The sequence below is a fragment of the Roseicyclus marinus genome, assembly GCF_030163795.1.
Taxonomy (GTDB): domain Bacteria; phylum Pseudomonadota; class Alphaproteobacteria; order Rhodobacterales; family Rhodobacteraceae; genus Roseicyclus; species Roseicyclus marinus.
Genome location: NZ_JASJOF010000010.1, coordinates 38,000 through 52,495 on the forward strand (window position 1 = coordinate 38,000; position 14,496 = coordinate 52,495).

Consider the following 14,496-nt stretch of genomic DNA (forward strand, 5'->3'; position numbering starts at 1 on the left):
GATCAGCCGCCCGCGAGGATCTCGGCGTAATGGCCGGGGTCGGCGTTGCCACCCGAAAGCGTGCAAATCACCGGGCCATCGTCTAGATCGCGGCCATGAAAGAGCGCCGCGGCAAGCGCCACCGCGCCGCCGGGTTCCACCACCAGTTTCAATCGGCTGGCGGCAAGGCGCATCGCCTCCTTCACTTCCAGTTCGGTGACGACGATACCCGGTCCGCAGAGGCGCGACAGGATCGGAAAGGTGATCTCGCCCGGCATTGGCGTGAGAATGGCGTCGCAAAAGCCTGCTTCGGGCGATGCGTGGCGGGTGCGGGTGCCGGAGGCGAGTGAACGCGCGGTATCGTCGAAGCCTTGGGGCTCCACCGGACGGACGGTCATGCCCGGCGCGTGTGCCGCAAGCGCCAGCGCGATCCCGGCGGTCAGCCCACCGCCACCGCAGCACGTCAGGACCGTGCCGGAGGTGACACCCAGTACCGCGGCCTGCGCGGCGATCTCTAGCCCGCAGGTGCCCTGCCCCGCGATGACCTGAATGTCATCGAAGGGTTTGATCAACGTCATGTTCCGTTCCGCCTGCAGCCGCGCACCGATCTCCGCGCGATCCTCGCCGCCTGCCCGGTCGTAAAGTACAACCTCGGCCCCCAAGGCGCGCGTGTTCTCGATCTTCAGCGCGGGCGCGTCCTTGGGCATGATGATGACGGCAGGCACACCATGGAGCGCCGCCGCATAAGCCACGCCCTGGGCGTGGTTGCCCGAGGAAAAGGCCAGAACGCCGCGGGCGCGCGTTTCGGGATCGAGGGCGGAGACGGCCGACCATCCGCCCCGGAACTTGAAGGAGCCCGTGTGTTGAAGCACCTCGGCCTTGGCAAGGACAGGGCGGCCCGCGATTTCGTCGAGGAAAGGCGAGGAGAGAAGCGGCGTTTCGCGCACGATCCCCTTGGCGCGGACGGCAGCGGCTTCGATCTGGGCGATGTCGGTCATGTCTTTGCTTGCTCCAGCACGGTTTCGATCACGCGGATCGCGGGGGGTTCATCGAGGAAAGGCACATGGCCCCGATCGGCCAATTCGGCATGGGCCATGTCGGGGCGGCGGCGGCGCATTTCGGATGCGGTTTCGGCCGACAGGATGTTCGACCCTGCTCCCCGGATAAGGCCAAGCGGCGCGCCCGCGAGCGCATCGAACAATGGCCAGAGATCGGGGGCCACGGCACCCGGTGCAAAGGCGGGCGCGACCGCCTCGCGCAGGGCGGGATCATAGCGGTTCACCAAACGCCCCTGCTCCTCGCGGTAGATCCGGCGGGCCATAGCGGCCCATGTCGTATCAGGCACGTTGCGAAAGGCCGGGGCATAGTGGCGCGGCAGGGAGGTCGCGGCTTCCTCAAGCGTTTTGAAGCGCGGCGGCTTGCCAAGGTAATCCATGATATAGGCCAACCCCTCGGGCATGATCTCGGGGCCGATGTCGTTGAAGATGACGCCAGCGATGCGGGGGCGCGCCATGGCGGCAAGGACCAGCGCCACAAGCCCGCCGCGCGAGGTGCCGAGGATCGTGACACGCTCAAGCCCAAGATGGTCGAGGAGCGCAAGAACATCCGCCGCCTCCTGTGGAACCTGATAGGTGGCCGGATCGCCCCAATCAGAGGCCCCACGCCCTCGAAAATCCATGCGGATGACCTGCGCGCGATGGCCGAAGGCGTCGAGGACGGGTTCGAAATCCCCCATGTTGCGGGTCAGGCCCGGCAGGCAAAGGAGTGGCGATCCGGTCCCCTGCACGTCATAGGCAAGGCGAAGTCCGTCGGCGGCGGTGAGGAATTCCATTCAACCCTCCAGAAAGTCGGGGATCGCGGCAAGATCGGACGCAATGCGGTCGGGACGTCCCGGCAAGCGATCCACAGGCAGGCCCGCGCGATTGACCCACAGCGTGCGGAACCCGTAGGCGGCCGCGCTGCAGATGTCCCACCCGTTCGATGACACGAAGAGAACCTGCCCGCGCGCTTTGCCGAAGCGCGCGCCCACAAGGTCATAGACACGCGCGTCGGGCTTGAAGGTCCTCAGCGGCGCGACACTCAGCACGGCATCCAGATGGACGCCGATGCCCGCGCTGGTCACGGCGGCTTCCAGCATGTCGGGCGACCCGTTCGACAAGATGGCGCAGGTCAGGCCACGCGCCTTGAGACCGGCCAGAACATCGGGCACCTCGGGGTAGGCCGCGAGCCGATGATAAAGATCCAGAAGCGCCACGCGCAGATCGGGATCCGAGAGCCCCGCACGCTCCAGCGCCCAATCAAGCGCATCCTGCGTGAGTTGCCAGAAATCGGCGTAATCCCCGGTAATCGCGCGCAGCCATGAATATTCCAGCTGCTTCAGACGCCAGTCGGCAGCGACCTGTTGCCAGTGCGGGGCAAAGCCACCCTGCCCCGGCGCTTGCGCCAGCGCTCGGGCCGCGGCCGCCACGTCGAACAAGGTTCCGTAAGCGTCGAAAACGCAGGTCGTGATACGGGTCATCGCATCCCCCCTTTCCCGGTCGGGGCACCCTTGCACGACGCGCCGGCCGCGACAATTCGTGTCGGGCCGGTTTAATCCCGGCGACGGGTCGCCTATAGTGAAACAGAGCCGCGGCAGATCAACCCATGCCGCAAAACCCATTTCCCCAACAAAGGATATCCCATGACCCAGGCTATGCCCGGCACGAAAGTTTCGATTCATTACACCGGCACGCTGGCCGATGGCACCACCTTCGACAGTTCCCAAGGACGCGAGCCGCTGACCTTCGAAATGGGTGCAGGCCAGATCATTCCGGGCCTCGAAGCGGCACTTGACGGCATGTCGGAAGGCGAGACCAAGACGGTAACCATCCCGGCTGCGCAGGCCTATGGGCCGCGCCGGGAAGAGGCGATGCAGCAGGTCCCGCGCGACGCGGTTCCCGCGCACATCCCGCTCGACCTCGGGACGCAATTGCAGGTGCAGACGCCCGACGGTCAGGCCATGCCGGTAACGGTGGCCGAGGTGACCGAGGAGGCGGTGACGCTCGATGCGAACCATCCGCTGGCCGGGCAGGATCTGACCTTTGCCGTGGAACTGGTGAAGGTCGCCTGATCAACGACTGCGACTGTGCCGGGGTGGTCCCTGACGGCCCCGGCACACTGCCCTGCACTGTCGAGCGCGGGCTTTTCGACAACGCGCGCACTGCAGCGATCAGCGGATCTTCGTTCGGGCACAAGTATCGGCGCGATTGCTCGTTGACGTCGAAAGATACTGATTTACCTTCCGTTGCGTCAGTCTGACGCAGAGGGTGATTCCGGGTGCTGTATGTCACCGCCCCCTCCGCGACGGCCTCGACAGCCATGGAAGGGAGGGTCCATGAAATCACTTATTTTGGCCGCGTCCTGCGCGGCGGCCGTGTCAGGTCTTCAGCCTGCAAAGGCCGATACGGCCAGCGATGCGATGGCGGCAGAGATGTACGCGACATCGTGCTCGGCCTGTCACGGACGCACGGGGCGCGGTGTGTCGGTCTATCCGTCGCTGCAGAACCGCCCCGTGGAATATCTTGTCGAAAAGCTGGAAATCTATCGCTCCGGGCAAGCCATCGGGCCGAATTCGGGCCTGATGATCCCAAATGCGCGCGACCTGACGGACGAGCAGATCGCGTCCCTGTCCCAATTCATCTCGGCCACGTTCCAATAGGAACGATCGCCTGACGGGGGGGGCAGACACCGATCCGCCCTGCCCCAACCGGATCCGGTAACGCCGCAAGGGCAAGGGGCCGCATCATGCGGACGGCCAATTGCCCGGCACGACCGGAGATCAGCGGCCTTGGCCGCACCCATCCGCATGGCGCGGTGTCGGGGAGGACACCGCTTTTCACAGGGAGGAAGACGATGAAAACTGCAAAGATTGGGTTCACGCTTGGCGTGGCGCTCGCCTCGACCGCATTGATCGGGCTGACAGCATTCGACGCTCGCGCGGAGGCGCCCAGCCTGACCCACGAAGTGGTCATGTCCGAGCTGCGCGGCCCGTGGGACATGGCGTTCCTCGACGATGGAACCATGTTCTTCACCGAGAAGTGTCATGGGCTGTCGGTGCGGATGCCTTCGGGCGACGTGATGCCGCTACTGGGAATGAGCGGATCGGAAGGGTATCCCACCACCGCCGATGACCTGTTCTGCGAGGGACAGGCCGGGATGCTTGGCGTCGCCATCGACCCGGATTTCGCCAACAACCGCCGAATCTACGTCTATTCCGCTTCGACCGCGACCGGCACGCAGTCGAACCATGTGATGCGGATGACTGTGGCCGAGGATTTCGCCTCCGTCTCGGATCGGGTCGATATCGTCGACGACATTCCCTACAAGCCCGCAGCCTCGGATCATCCGTTCGGCGGGCCCGGCGCGCATAATGGCGGGCGCATACGTTTCAATGACGGATTCTTGTTCGTGACCACCGGCGACACCCATAACGGCGAAGTGCCCCAATCTCCGACGCTGTTGGGCGGCAAGGTTCTGCGCATCGACACCGATGGGAACGCTGCACCCGACAACGGCGCGCCCGAAGGGTTCGATCCGCGCGTCTTCACCTATGGTCACCGCAACGTGCAGGGGATCGCCTTCGATCCCGACACCGGGGCGGTGGTGATCGCCGAGCACGGGCCGTGGCATTCCGACGAGGTCACAGTGCTGCGCGCGGGCGGCAACGGCGGATGGGATCCCCGCCCGAACATGGCTGGACGCGGCGATTGCCCGGACAATTACTGCGGCTATTCGCCGAACCAGATGGAGGGGATGGATCCCGGCGAACGCGCGGCCTTCATGCCGATGACGGATACCGCGACCTACCCCGACGCCATGCCGCCCGCTTGGGTCAACGATGGCCTGTCACAAGGCACGGGGTCTGCCGCCTTCCTCGTCGGGGATCAATGGGGTGACTGGAACGGCCACATGGCAGTCGGGATCATGGGCATCGGCTTTGGTGGCACGCCCGTGGGCCAGCGGATCGACCTGTTGGACATTGCCGAAGACGGCATGTCCGCCGAGGTGATCTCGATGCCGCTCCCGATGGAGCCGGGCCGCTTCCGGTCGGTCGTCCTTGGGCCGGACGGCAATCTCTACGCCGCCATGGACGAAGGCGAGATCTACCGGATCATCCCGAACTGACACCACAAAAGCCGCGTCGCCTGATCGGGCGGCGCGGCCCACTGGCAGATCACATGTTCTCGGGCTGCATCATGCCCAGCACATGATAGCCGCCATCCACGATGACGATCTCGCCCGTGGTGCAGGCCCCGTAATCCGAACACAGGTAGGCCGCCGTGCCGCCGATCGCCTCGAGCGTGGCATTGGCGCGGAGCGGCGCATTCGCCTCGGTCGTCTTGAAGGTCTTGCGCGCGCCGCCGATGGCTGCGCCCGCAAGGGTCTTCATCGGGCCGGGGCTGATGGCGTTCACGCGGATCTGTTGCGGCCCGAGGTCATTGGCCAGATAGCGGACCGAGCTTTCCAGCGCCGCCTTGGCCACACCCATCACGTTGTAGAAGGGCGTCACCCGGTTCGACCCCTGATAGGTCAACGTGATGAGCGAGCCACCATCGGGCATCAATTCCGAGGCACGGCGCGCCACGTCGATGAAGGAATAGCAACTGATCGTCAGCGAATTCCGGAAATTCTCGCGGCTGGTGTTGATGAAGCGGCCGGTCAGTTCGGTCTTGTCGGAATAGGCGATGGCATGGACCAGAAAATCGATAGTCCCCCAGCGCGCTTTGAGCGCGGCAAAAGCGGCGTCGAGGCTTGCGTCATCCATCACGTCGACATCGACAAGGAAATCCGACCCGACCGAGGCGGCCAACGGCTCGACCCGCTTGCCAAACGCTTCACCTTGATAGGAAAAAGCCAGCTCTGCCCCTTCCGCGTGCAGCGCCGAGGCGATGCCCCACGCGATGGAGCGGTCATTCGCGACCCCCATCACAAGCCCGCGTTTGCCCGTCATCAAATTCGCCATGTCCGTCTTACCCGTCAAACCGGCTGAGCAGCATGGAGCCGTTCGTGCCGCCAAACCCGAAGGAATTCGTCATCACCGTATCCAGACCCGCGTTCTCGCGCAGGCTTGTCGCGATCTCATCCGGCGATAGCGCAGGGTCAAGGGTTTCGACATTGATCGAGGGCGCGATGAAATCGCCTTGCAACATCAAAAGGCAGAAAATCGCCTCGAGCGCGCCGGCCGCGCCCTGCGCATGGCCGGTCATCGATTTGGTGGAACTGATCGGCGGCGTTGTTCCCTCGCCAAACACGCGGCGCACGGCCTGAACCTCGCCCACATCGCCGACGGGGGTCGAGGTGCCGTGCGCGTTGATGTAATCGACGTGGCGGCCCGCAGGCAGGGTTTGCAGCGCCAGCCGCATCGCCCGTTCGCCGCCCTCGCCCGAAGGCGCGACCATGTCATGCCCGTCGGAGGTGGCGGCAAAACCCGTCACCTCGGCAAGAATATTGGCCCCGCGGGCCAGCGCGTGATCGAGCGCTTCCAGCACCACGATGCCGCCGCCGCCTGCGATCACGAAGCCGTCGCGCCCCGCGTCAAAGGCACGAGAGGCCTCGGCGGGGGTGTCATTGTATTTCGACGACATGGCGCCCATCGCGTCGAAAAGACACGACAGCGTCCAATCCAGCTCCTCGGCCCCGCCCGCGAACATGACGTCCTGCTTGCCCAGCATGATCTGTTCCGCCGCCGCGCCGATGCAATGGAGCGATGTCGAACAGGCCGAGGTGATGGAATAGTTGATGCCCTTGATCTTGTAGGACGTGGCAAGGTTCGCACTGATGGTCGAGGACATGCATTTGGGCACGGCAAAGGGGCCGATCCGCTTGGTGGCACCGGTCGACAGCACCGATTGATGCGCCGTGAACATCGCGCTGGTCGATGGCCCACCCGATCCCGCGATCAAGCCGGTCCGTTCGGACACGATCTCCGCCTCGGTCAGGCCCGCATGGGCGATGGCTTGGCCCATGGCGATATGGGCATAGGCAGCCCCCGGCCCCATGAAGCGCAAGCTCCGCTTGTCGACATGTTCGGCCGTGTCGATCTTGAGCGTTCCGGCGATCTGGCTGCGGAACCCGTGTTCCACCATATCGGGATGGGTTTCGATCCCCGACCGGCCAGCGCGCAAAGACGCCTCCACCTCGGCGGCATTGTTCCCGATGGGCGAGACGATGCCCAAGCCCGTGACGACGACACGTCTCATTTGCAAACCCCTCGTTTGACGCGGCGCATAAGGGCCTCCCTCGCGTTGGTCCGGGCCTGTTTAGGCAAGCCGCGTCAGTGACGCAAGCAGCGCGCCGCGCGGTTGCGCGTCACACGACCCGTGCTCAGCTTTCGCTCAGCGCGACCTTCATGTCCTTGACGAGATAGATCACCTCGCCATCGGCTTCGACACGGCCATCGGCGACGCCCATCGTCAGGCGACGCGTCTGCACGGCCTTGGTGAAATCGACGTGATAGGTCAACATCTTGCGGTCAGGGCGCACCATGCCCGTCAGCTTGACCTCGCCAACGCCCAAGGCGTAGCCCCGGCCCGTCCAGCCGCGCCAACCGAGGTTGAAGCCGGTCAACTGCCACAAACCGTCAAGGCCAAGGCAGCCGGGCATGATGGGGTTGCCGGGGAAGTGGCAGGAAAAGAACCACAAGTCGGGGGTGATATCGAATTCGGCCACGACATGGCCCTTGCCATGCACACCGCCATCCCCCGAAATCTCGGTGATCCGGTCCATCATCAGCATCGGCGGTTCGGGCAGTTGCGCGTTGCCCGGCCCGAAAAGCTCGCCACGGGCGCAGGCCAAAAGCGCCTCGCGGTCGAAAGATGTGGGATAATCTGCCATGTCCCCCCGCAGATGCCATGACCGTTCCGGCCGAAAATGTTGCAACCCTCTAGCACCGCCCGCGACCACGGTGCAAGGCCGCGGGACGGCACCTTCGGCTTTGCGATTGAAACCAGCGGGGAAAACGCCCTATATATGGAACAACCGCAACGAAAGTCGCCACCATGACGCCCGCAGCACTAGAACGCAGCAAAACCTGGCTCACCCAAGGTGATCTTAGGCCGACGCGCCAGCGTCTGGCGCTTGCTTCGCTGCTGGTGGGCGACGGAGAAAACCGCCACGTCACCGCCGAGGGACTTCACGATGCGGTGATCGCGACGGGGGACAAGGTGTCGCTCGCCACCGTCTACAACACGCTACGCGCCTTTTGCGACGCCGGCCTGATGCAGGAAGTCACCGTTGATGGCTCGCGCAGCTATTTCGACACCCGCATGGACGACCACCCGCATTTCCATTTCGAGGATAGCGGCGACCTGACCGACGCGCCCGCCGCCGATCTTGAGATCCGCGGCCTGCCCGATGTGCCGGAAGGCTACGAGATCGCCAAGCTCGACGTCGTGATCCGCCTTCGCAAGACGCGCTGATCCGCCGCTTTTGCCGCGCCGCGGCACCACCCTGCCCTTTCGGCCTAGCCAAAGCTGCCCCGAGCCTGTAACGGCACGGCCAACCCTGTCCCTTTCCGATCCAAAGGCCCTTCCCTCCCATGGACCTCCGCAATATCGCGATCATCGCGCACGTCGACCACGGCAAGACCACGCTGGTCGACAACCTTCTCAAGCAATCCGGCGCTTTCCGCGAAAATCAGGCCGTGGCCGAACGGGCGATGGACAGTAACGATCTGGAACGCGAACGCGGCATCACGATCTTCGCCAAACCCACCTCGGTGGAATGGAAAGGTACGCGGATCAACATCGTCGACACCCCCGGCCACGCCGATTTCGGCGGCGAGGTGGAACGCATCCTGAGCATGGTTGACGGTGTCGTTCTCTTGGTCGACGCCGCCGAGGGCCCGATGCCCCAGACGAAATTCGTGACCTCCAAGGCGCTGGCGCTTGGGCTGCGGCCGATCGTGGTCCTCAACAAGGTCGACAAGCCCGACGCCGATCCCGACCGCGCGCTGGACGAGGTGTTCGACCTCTTCGCAGCCCTCGATGCCGACGAAGACCAACTCGATTTCCCGCATCTCTATGCCTCGGGCCGTTCCGGCTGGGCCGATCCCACGCTCGACGGCCCGCGCAAAGATCTGCACGCGCTTTTCAACCTGATCGTGCGCCATGTCCCCAAACCGCGCCAGATCGCCCGCCAGAACGAGGATTTCCGGATGCTCGCGACGACGCTGGGGGCCGACCCGTTCGTCGGGCGGCTTTTGACGGGGCGGGTGGAATCCGGGCGGCTCAAGGTCGGCCAGACCGTGCAGACGCTCTCGCGGCTCGGTGAAAAGGTGGAACAATTCCGCGTCACCCGCATCCAGGCCTTCCGCGGCCTCGGTCAGCAGGACATCGAAGAGGCGCTGGCAGGCGATATCGTAAGCCTCGCGGGCATGACGAAATCCACCGTGGCCGATACGATCTGTGCACTGGCGGTCGATCAACCCCTCCGCGCCCAGCCCATCGACCCGCCCACGATCACCGTGACCTTTGGCATCAACGACAGCCCGCTCGCGGGCCGGGACGGCAAGAAGGTGCAAAGCCGCGTCATCCGCGAACGCCTGCTGAAAGAGGCCGAAAGCAACGTCGCCATCCGCGTCACCGACACCCCCGGCGGCGAAGCCTTCGAGGTTGCGGGCCGCGGCGAACTCCAGATGGGCGTCCTGATCGAGAACATGCGCCGCGAAGGGTTCGAATTGTCGATCTCCCGCCCGCAGGTGCTGTTTCGCGACATCGACGGGGTGCGCCACGAACCAGTCGAAGAAGTCACCATCGACGTGGATGACGACTACACCGGAGCCGTGATCGAAAAGATCACCGGCCCCCGCAAGGGCGAGCTGAAGGAAATGAAACCGGCCGGTGCGGGAAAGACGCGGATCATCGCGCTTGTCCCCTCGCGCGGTCTCATCGGCTACCACGGCGAATTCCTGACCGACACGCGCGGAACGGGCGTTCTGAACCGTGTGTTCCACGCGTGGGAACCCTACAAGGGCCCGATCGAGGGACGGCGCGCGGGCGTTCTCATCTCGATGGAGAACGGCGTGTCCGTGGCCTATGCACTTTGGAACCTCGAGGAACGCGGCCGCATGTTCATCGGCGCGCAGGAACCGATCTACACCGGCATGATCATCGGTGAGCACAGCCGCGACAACGATCTCGAGGTGAACCCGCTCAAGGGCAAGAAGCTGACGAACATCCGCGCAAGCGGAACGGACGAGGCTGTGCGCCTGACCACGCCGATCACCATGACGCTGGAACAGGCGATCGCCTATATCGACGACGACGAACTGGTCGAGGTCACGCCCAACGCGATCCGCCTGCGCAAGCGCTACCTTGATCCGCATGAGCGCAAGCGGATGTCGCGCGCCGCCGAGTGACGGAACCGGTGCGCCCGGCGGCGCACCGACCTCTCTTGCTGAGAAAAAGCGCCAAGGGTGCGCCACGCGGCGCAACTGACGGCGTTGCAGGTGTGACTGAAGGCGTGCCTTACTCGGCCGCGCTCGTCCCCGCATTGGGCAGCAGGTGATCCATGCTCATGGCGGGTTGTGCGCAGCCCGCCTCGCCCACGATCCGCGCAGGTACACCCGCCACGGTCTTGCAGGGCGGCACTTCCTCCAGCACCACGGATCCCGCCGCGATGCGCGAGCAATTCCCGATGCGGATATTGCCCAGAACCTTGGCGCCGGCCCCGATAAGAACACCGTCACCGATCTTGGGGTGGCGATCCTCGGTCTCCTTGCCGGTACCGCCCAGCGTCACCGAATGCAGCATGGAGACATTGTCGCCCACGACAGCCGTTTCGCCCACCACGATGGAATGGGCATGGTCGATCATGATCCCCCTGCCGATCCGCGCGGCGGGGTGAATGTCGACGCCGAAAATCTCGGAGACGCGCATCTGGATGAAATAGGCCAGATCCTGCCGCCCCTGCGTCCAGAGCCAATGGCCGACGCGATAGGCCTGCACCGCCTGAAATCCCTTGAAGAACAACAAGGGCTGGATGTAGCGATGGCAGGCCGGATCGCGGTCATGGACCGCCATGATATCGGCCCGTGCCGCAGCGCCCAAACCGGGGTCGGCACGATGCGCCTCATCCGCGATCTCGCGCACCAATTGCTCCGACATCTCGCCCGAGGCCAGCTTTTGCGCCAGCCGGTAGGCCAAGGCCCGCTCGAGACTGTCATGATGCAGCACGCAACCATGGATCAACCCGCCCAGAAGCGGTTCGTCGATCACCGCCTGTTCGGCCTCGGTCAGAATGCGCTGCCACACAGGGTCTAGTCCGGCCAGTTTTCTCTGCACCTTCGCCATGGCATTGCCCTCCGGTTGCTACCCCCTGAATATCGCAGATAGGTCGCATCGTCCATCATGGAAGGAGGCCGCTCACACCGGATCGGGCAGGAACAATTCCGTGTAATGTACCGCGAACCGGACCCGACCGCCGCTGAACCCACCCCCAGCCGCCGTCAGGACAAGTGGCGTAGCATCCCAATAGACGATCGGCGCCGCAGGCCCGTTGACCCATGAATTGAGCCCTGTGCCAAGGCCCGTGCCGAACCGCCCCGGATCGCCCGCAACCCCCAGCGACCAACTGGTGGCTCCACCAACAATCGCCTCCACCACGCGGCCCGTGATCCCGAACACGGTCGCGCGCGGCGGTATGACAGGGGCGGTCGTCACCGTTGCCCCGCCCGCGACCGGCTGGTCGAATTCCACAATAGCCACGGACAGCCCCGCGCCCGACGCACCCAGCGTCAGCGCGCCGATGCGCCAATCCGCCCCGGAATGGATCGCGGGCAGACCCCGGTCCAGAACCATCGCCCGCCATCCCCGGCGCGGCGGAACAAAAACCCATCCGCCGTTGACCGCGATGGCCAGCATCCCCGCCTGCCCAGCCCAAGCATTCACCGCCCCCTGCGGCACGCTATACATGTCGCCCTCGACCGGCACGGCGGGCGGCGTCGCAACGTCAATGGATGCCAGCGTCAAATGGGTCAACGCATCGATCCGCGCCAAGGCCTCGTTCATGGTCACATGCTTTTGCGCCTGCGACGGCGACAAAAGCGGCAGGGACATGCGCGGTGTGTCAGTCATCGATCGTGATCCTTGCAAAGGGGCCCGGTCCGAACCGGTCGGAAACCTGGGCGATTTCGACGGTGAAGGGTGCAATCGTGCCATCCCCTGCCCGCATCGCATTCGTGTATAAGAACTCCGCTGCGCCGGTCAGCGCCTCGCGCCGCGTGCCGCTGGCATCGACGATGCGCAGCAAATAGCTTTCGACACTTTCGCCCAAGGGCACGTCCACGCCCTGCCAGCTGTCGGCGTCGATCCGGCTGCGCCGGATCCAGCTCAGCGCCAAACCTTCCGCCTCGACCCGCGCGCGCAGATGGACAGGGGAATACGGCCGCAACCCCACCCCCTCAAAGGCAAGGCGGCGCGCGACATGGCTCGCATCCTCCACGCCCCGGCGCGCAGGCCCGATCCGGTAATTCCGGGCCAATCCGCGCGCCGATAGCCCAAGGTCGATCTGCACCGGCGCGCCGTCGAGCAAGACGAACAGGCTTCCCTCCGGCCAGATCTCCGGCATCAGCGCATCCGTGCCCTGCTGCCCCCTCAACCGCAGGCCGATCTCCCACAGGTCCGGTCCGACCAGCTCCGCGCCCTCGAACTGGATCACCTCCCACGGCCCGTCATCGCCCAGCCCGATCGCCGCGACATTGGCGCCGTTCAGAACCGCCTCCCGCTCTGCCCCCGACAGGTTTCCCTCCGGCAAAAGCACCCTGAGCGGACCCGACCGGTCCCAAAGCCCCGCCCGCGCCGCAACCAATGGTGTCTCCAGCCGTCCGATCCGGGCCCTCCGCTCGACGAAACGGACCAACGAAAACCCATCCTCCGAGGCCGAGGCATGAACCGCCACCGCACCCGGCCATGGCTGTGCCGTGACGGCCAGATGGGGGGCGTGTTCGATCTCCGACCCCGACAACAGCGGCAGGTCGAGGAAAACCGGGCTGACCGGCAGGGGCGGTATGTAACGCGTGACCGGCGCGCGCTCTTCCACTGCTTCCGACGGCTCAAACACCGATGGTTCGACCCGCACCGCCTCGATAGCCCGCGCGCCCCGGTCCTCCACCCGGTCGATGCGCCAAGTCGATCCATCGCCCAGCGCAACCATGTCGCCCGCCCCCAGACCCCGGGCCGAGGGCGGCAACGCGAAACTCACGCCGTCGCGCGCAACCCGCGCCTCCGCCAGCCAGCGTTCCGCCATCGCCTGCGCCTCGGGCCCGGTAAGGGCCAAGGGCAAATCACTCACCGTCACAAGGTCAGACCCATCCGCCGGAAACACGGCTTCGGCCACGCGCTCCCCGTAATCGGCCTCAGCCGCGGTAAAGCCGATGCGCACACGCCCCGTCACCTCCGCCTCCGCCGCGCGGCTCAGCGTCAGGCCCCCGGCCCCGCCCTCGCCCAGCGCGGTCAGGCCTGGATCGATCACCGCCGCCGCGCGTTCCGGCAGAGGTCGGAACACCAACATCCCCTCGCGCTCCACGGCAAGGAACCCATAGGCCAGCATCAGCGCCTGCAACCTTGCCCGTGCGCTTTCCGTCTCGCCCGACAGATGCCCACGCACCAGCCCGTGGAGCGCCGAAACATCGTAGCGCGCAACACCCGCCGCCTCGCACAGTTCCGCCACCACATGGCTCAGCGGCACCGCCTCGATCCGCCCCGCGATCCAATGCCCCAGCCGCCAGTTGTCCCCGTCCGACCACCGGGCCGTGTCGCGCGGAAAGGCAGGCCAAGGCCGCGCATCCCAGGCCCAGACATGCGCGCGGTCCATCTCCAGCATGGGTCCGCCATAGACGGGCGAGACCGGGTTTTTCCCCGGCTCCTCCCAATAGGACAGGATCGCACGCAGGTATTGCGCCTGGATCAGATCGTCGCGCCGCCCGGTCGAATACTGCGGCAGGCCGCTTTCCGAACTCTTGGGATCAAAGAACTTGTTGGGCTCGTTCGTGCCCTTGTCGACGGCGGGGCAGCCGATCTCGGTAAATCGGATGGGCTTCGACTTCGGCACCCAACCCGTCTTGTGCAGCGCCCGCGCCTCCACCTGCACCCCGACCAGATCGACCGTCTGCCCCGGCACGTTCGATCCCGGCCCGAACCCGATGTTCACCGCCGGATCATGCCCCTTGAACAGGATCTCGCAGCGAAACTCATGCGTTCCATCGGGATGCAGGACATTCTCCACCCCCTGCACCACATGGCCCGAGACGACCAGCGGGGCCAATTCTCCCGGCGCGCCCACCACGTAGATCCATGCCACCGCCGGATCGCGGTAATCCACCGTCAGGCGCAGATAGGTGGCGCTGCCCGCCCGGTAGAACAGCCGCACCTTGTAGGGCGTGCCGGCCAAGCCCGGAAAATCCGCCGACCGCGCCATCGACAGGAAATTCCCTGTCGCGTCGGTGACGGTGACGGCGTTCCGGAACCGTCCATCGACAAA

General features: G+C 65.4%; 14 protein-coding genes. 5 read left to right on the forward strand and 9 right to left on the reverse strand.

All coding sequences use genetic code 11. The features are described from left to right. Window positions 1-2 precede the first annotated feature (2 nt). From QQK63_RS14605 to QQK63_RS14615, 3 genes are read right to left on the reverse strand one after another with little or no spacing between them, the layout of a single operon-like run. Entirely contained in the window at window positions 3-977 is a 975-nt protein-coding gene (locus tag QQK63_RS14605; RefSeq protein ID WP_277828514.1) for a threonine ammonia-lyase, read from the reverse strand. Next, a complete protein-coding gene (locus QQK63_RS14610; RefSeq protein ID WP_277828516.1) occupies window positions 974-1,810 on the reverse strand; it encodes an alpha/beta fold hydrolase in 837 nt (278 codons plus the stop codon). The genes QQK63_RS14605 and QQK63_RS14610 overlap by 4 nt, the downstream gene beginning before the upstream one ends. Continuing rightward, window positions 1,811-2,497 carry a haloacid dehalogenase type II gene (locus tag QQK63_RS14615; RefSeq protein ID WP_277828518.1) on the reverse strand — a complete coding sequence of 229 codons (687 nt, stop codon included), beginning with the start codon at window positions 2,495-2,497 and terminating at the stop codon, window positions 1,811-1,813. A gap of 162 nt (window positions 2,498-2,659) precedes the next feature. Between QQK63_RS14615 and QQK63_RS14620 the strand changes: the two genes are divergently transcribed. From QQK63_RS14620 to QQK63_RS14630, 3 genes are all read left to right on the forward strand, one after another. Next, window positions 2,660-3,088, forward strand: a complete 429-nt coding sequence (locus tag QQK63_RS14620) for an FKBP-type peptidyl-prolyl cis-trans isomerase (RefSeq protein WP_277828520.1) — start codon at window positions 2,660-2,662, stop codon at window positions 3,086-3,088. Window positions 3,089-3,352: 264 nt separating this feature from the next. After that, window positions 3,353-3,676 (forward strand): c-type cytochrome, encoded by a 324-nt coding sequence (locus QQK63_RS14625; RefSeq protein ID WP_277828522.1) that lies wholly within the window; start codon window positions 3,353-3,355, stop codon window positions 3,674-3,676. A 194-nt stretch (window positions 3,677-3,870) separates the two neighbouring features. Continuing rightward, complete coding sequence (locus tag QQK63_RS14630; protein ID WP_277828524.1) at window positions 3,871-5,142, forward strand: PQQ-dependent sugar dehydrogenase; 1,272 nt, start codon at window positions 3,871-3,873, stop codon at window positions 5,140-5,142. Between the two features lie 49 nt (window positions 5,143-5,191). Here QQK63_RS14630 and QQK63_RS14635 read toward each other — a convergent pair whose 3' ends face one another. From QQK63_RS14635 to fabA, 3 genes are all read right to left on the reverse strand, one after another. Next, window positions 5,192-5,980 carry an enoyl-ACP reductase FabI gene (locus QQK63_RS14635; RefSeq protein ID WP_277828526.1) on the reverse strand — a complete coding sequence of 263 codons (789 nt, stop codon included), beginning with the start codon at window positions 5,978-5,980 and terminating at the stop codon, window positions 5,192-5,194. Window positions 5,981-5,987: 7 nt separating this feature from the next. Continuing rightward, entirely contained in the window at window positions 5,988-7,217 is a 1,230-nt protein-coding gene (locus QQK63_RS14640; protein WP_277828528.1) for a beta-ketoacyl synthase N-terminal-like domain-containing protein, read from the reverse strand. Between the two features lie 124 nt (window positions 7,218-7,341). After that, a complete protein-coding gene (fabA, locus tag QQK63_RS14645) occupies window positions 7,342-7,851 on the reverse strand; it encodes a bifunctional 3-hydroxydecanoyl-ACP dehydratase/trans-2-decenoyl-ACP isomerase (protein WP_277828530.1) in 510 nt (169 codons plus the stop codon). A 164-nt stretch (window positions 7,852-8,015) separates the two neighbouring features. Here fabA and irrA point away from each other — a divergent pair, with 164 nt between their 5' ends. Beyond that, window positions 8,016-8,435 (forward strand): iron response transcriptional regulator IrrA, encoded by a 420-nt coding sequence (gene irrA, locus QQK63_RS14650; RefSeq protein ID WP_277828532.1) that lies wholly within the window; start codon window positions 8,016-8,018, stop codon window positions 8,433-8,435. Window positions 8,436-8,554: 119 nt separating this feature from the next. Continuing rightward, entirely contained in the window at window positions 8,555-10,375 is a 1,821-nt protein-coding gene (gene typA / locus QQK63_RS14655) for a translational GTPase TypA (RefSeq protein ID WP_277828534.1), read from the forward strand. A 109-nt stretch (window positions 10,376-10,484) separates the two neighbouring features. On the opposite strand, the gene cysE is transcribed toward typA, so the two are convergent. The 3 genes from cysE to QQK63_RS17745 all read right to left on the reverse strand — a co-directional run bounded on the left by cysE (window position 10,485) and on the right by QQK63_RS17745 (window position 14,433). Beyond that, window positions 10,485-11,309, reverse strand: coding sequence for a serine O-acetyltransferase (gene cysE, locus QQK63_RS14660; RefSeq protein WP_277828537.1), 825 nt, complete (start codon window positions 11,307-11,309; stop codon window positions 10,485-10,487). A gap of 72 nt (window positions 11,310-11,381) precedes the next feature. Then, window positions 11,382-12,092, reverse strand: coding sequence for a DUF2793 domain-containing protein (locus tag QQK63_RS14665; RefSeq protein ID WP_277828539.1), 711 nt, complete (start codon window positions 12,090-12,092; stop codon window positions 11,382-11,384). Continuing rightward, a complete protein-coding gene (locus QQK63_RS17745) occupies window positions 12,085-14,433 on the reverse strand; it encodes a baseplate megatron protein TIM-barrel domain-containing protein (RefSeq protein ID WP_431312820.1) in 2,349 nt (782 codons plus the stop codon). The genes QQK63_RS14665 and QQK63_RS17745 overlap by 8 nt, the downstream gene beginning before the upstream one ends. Window positions 14,434-14,496 lie beyond the last annotated feature (63 nt).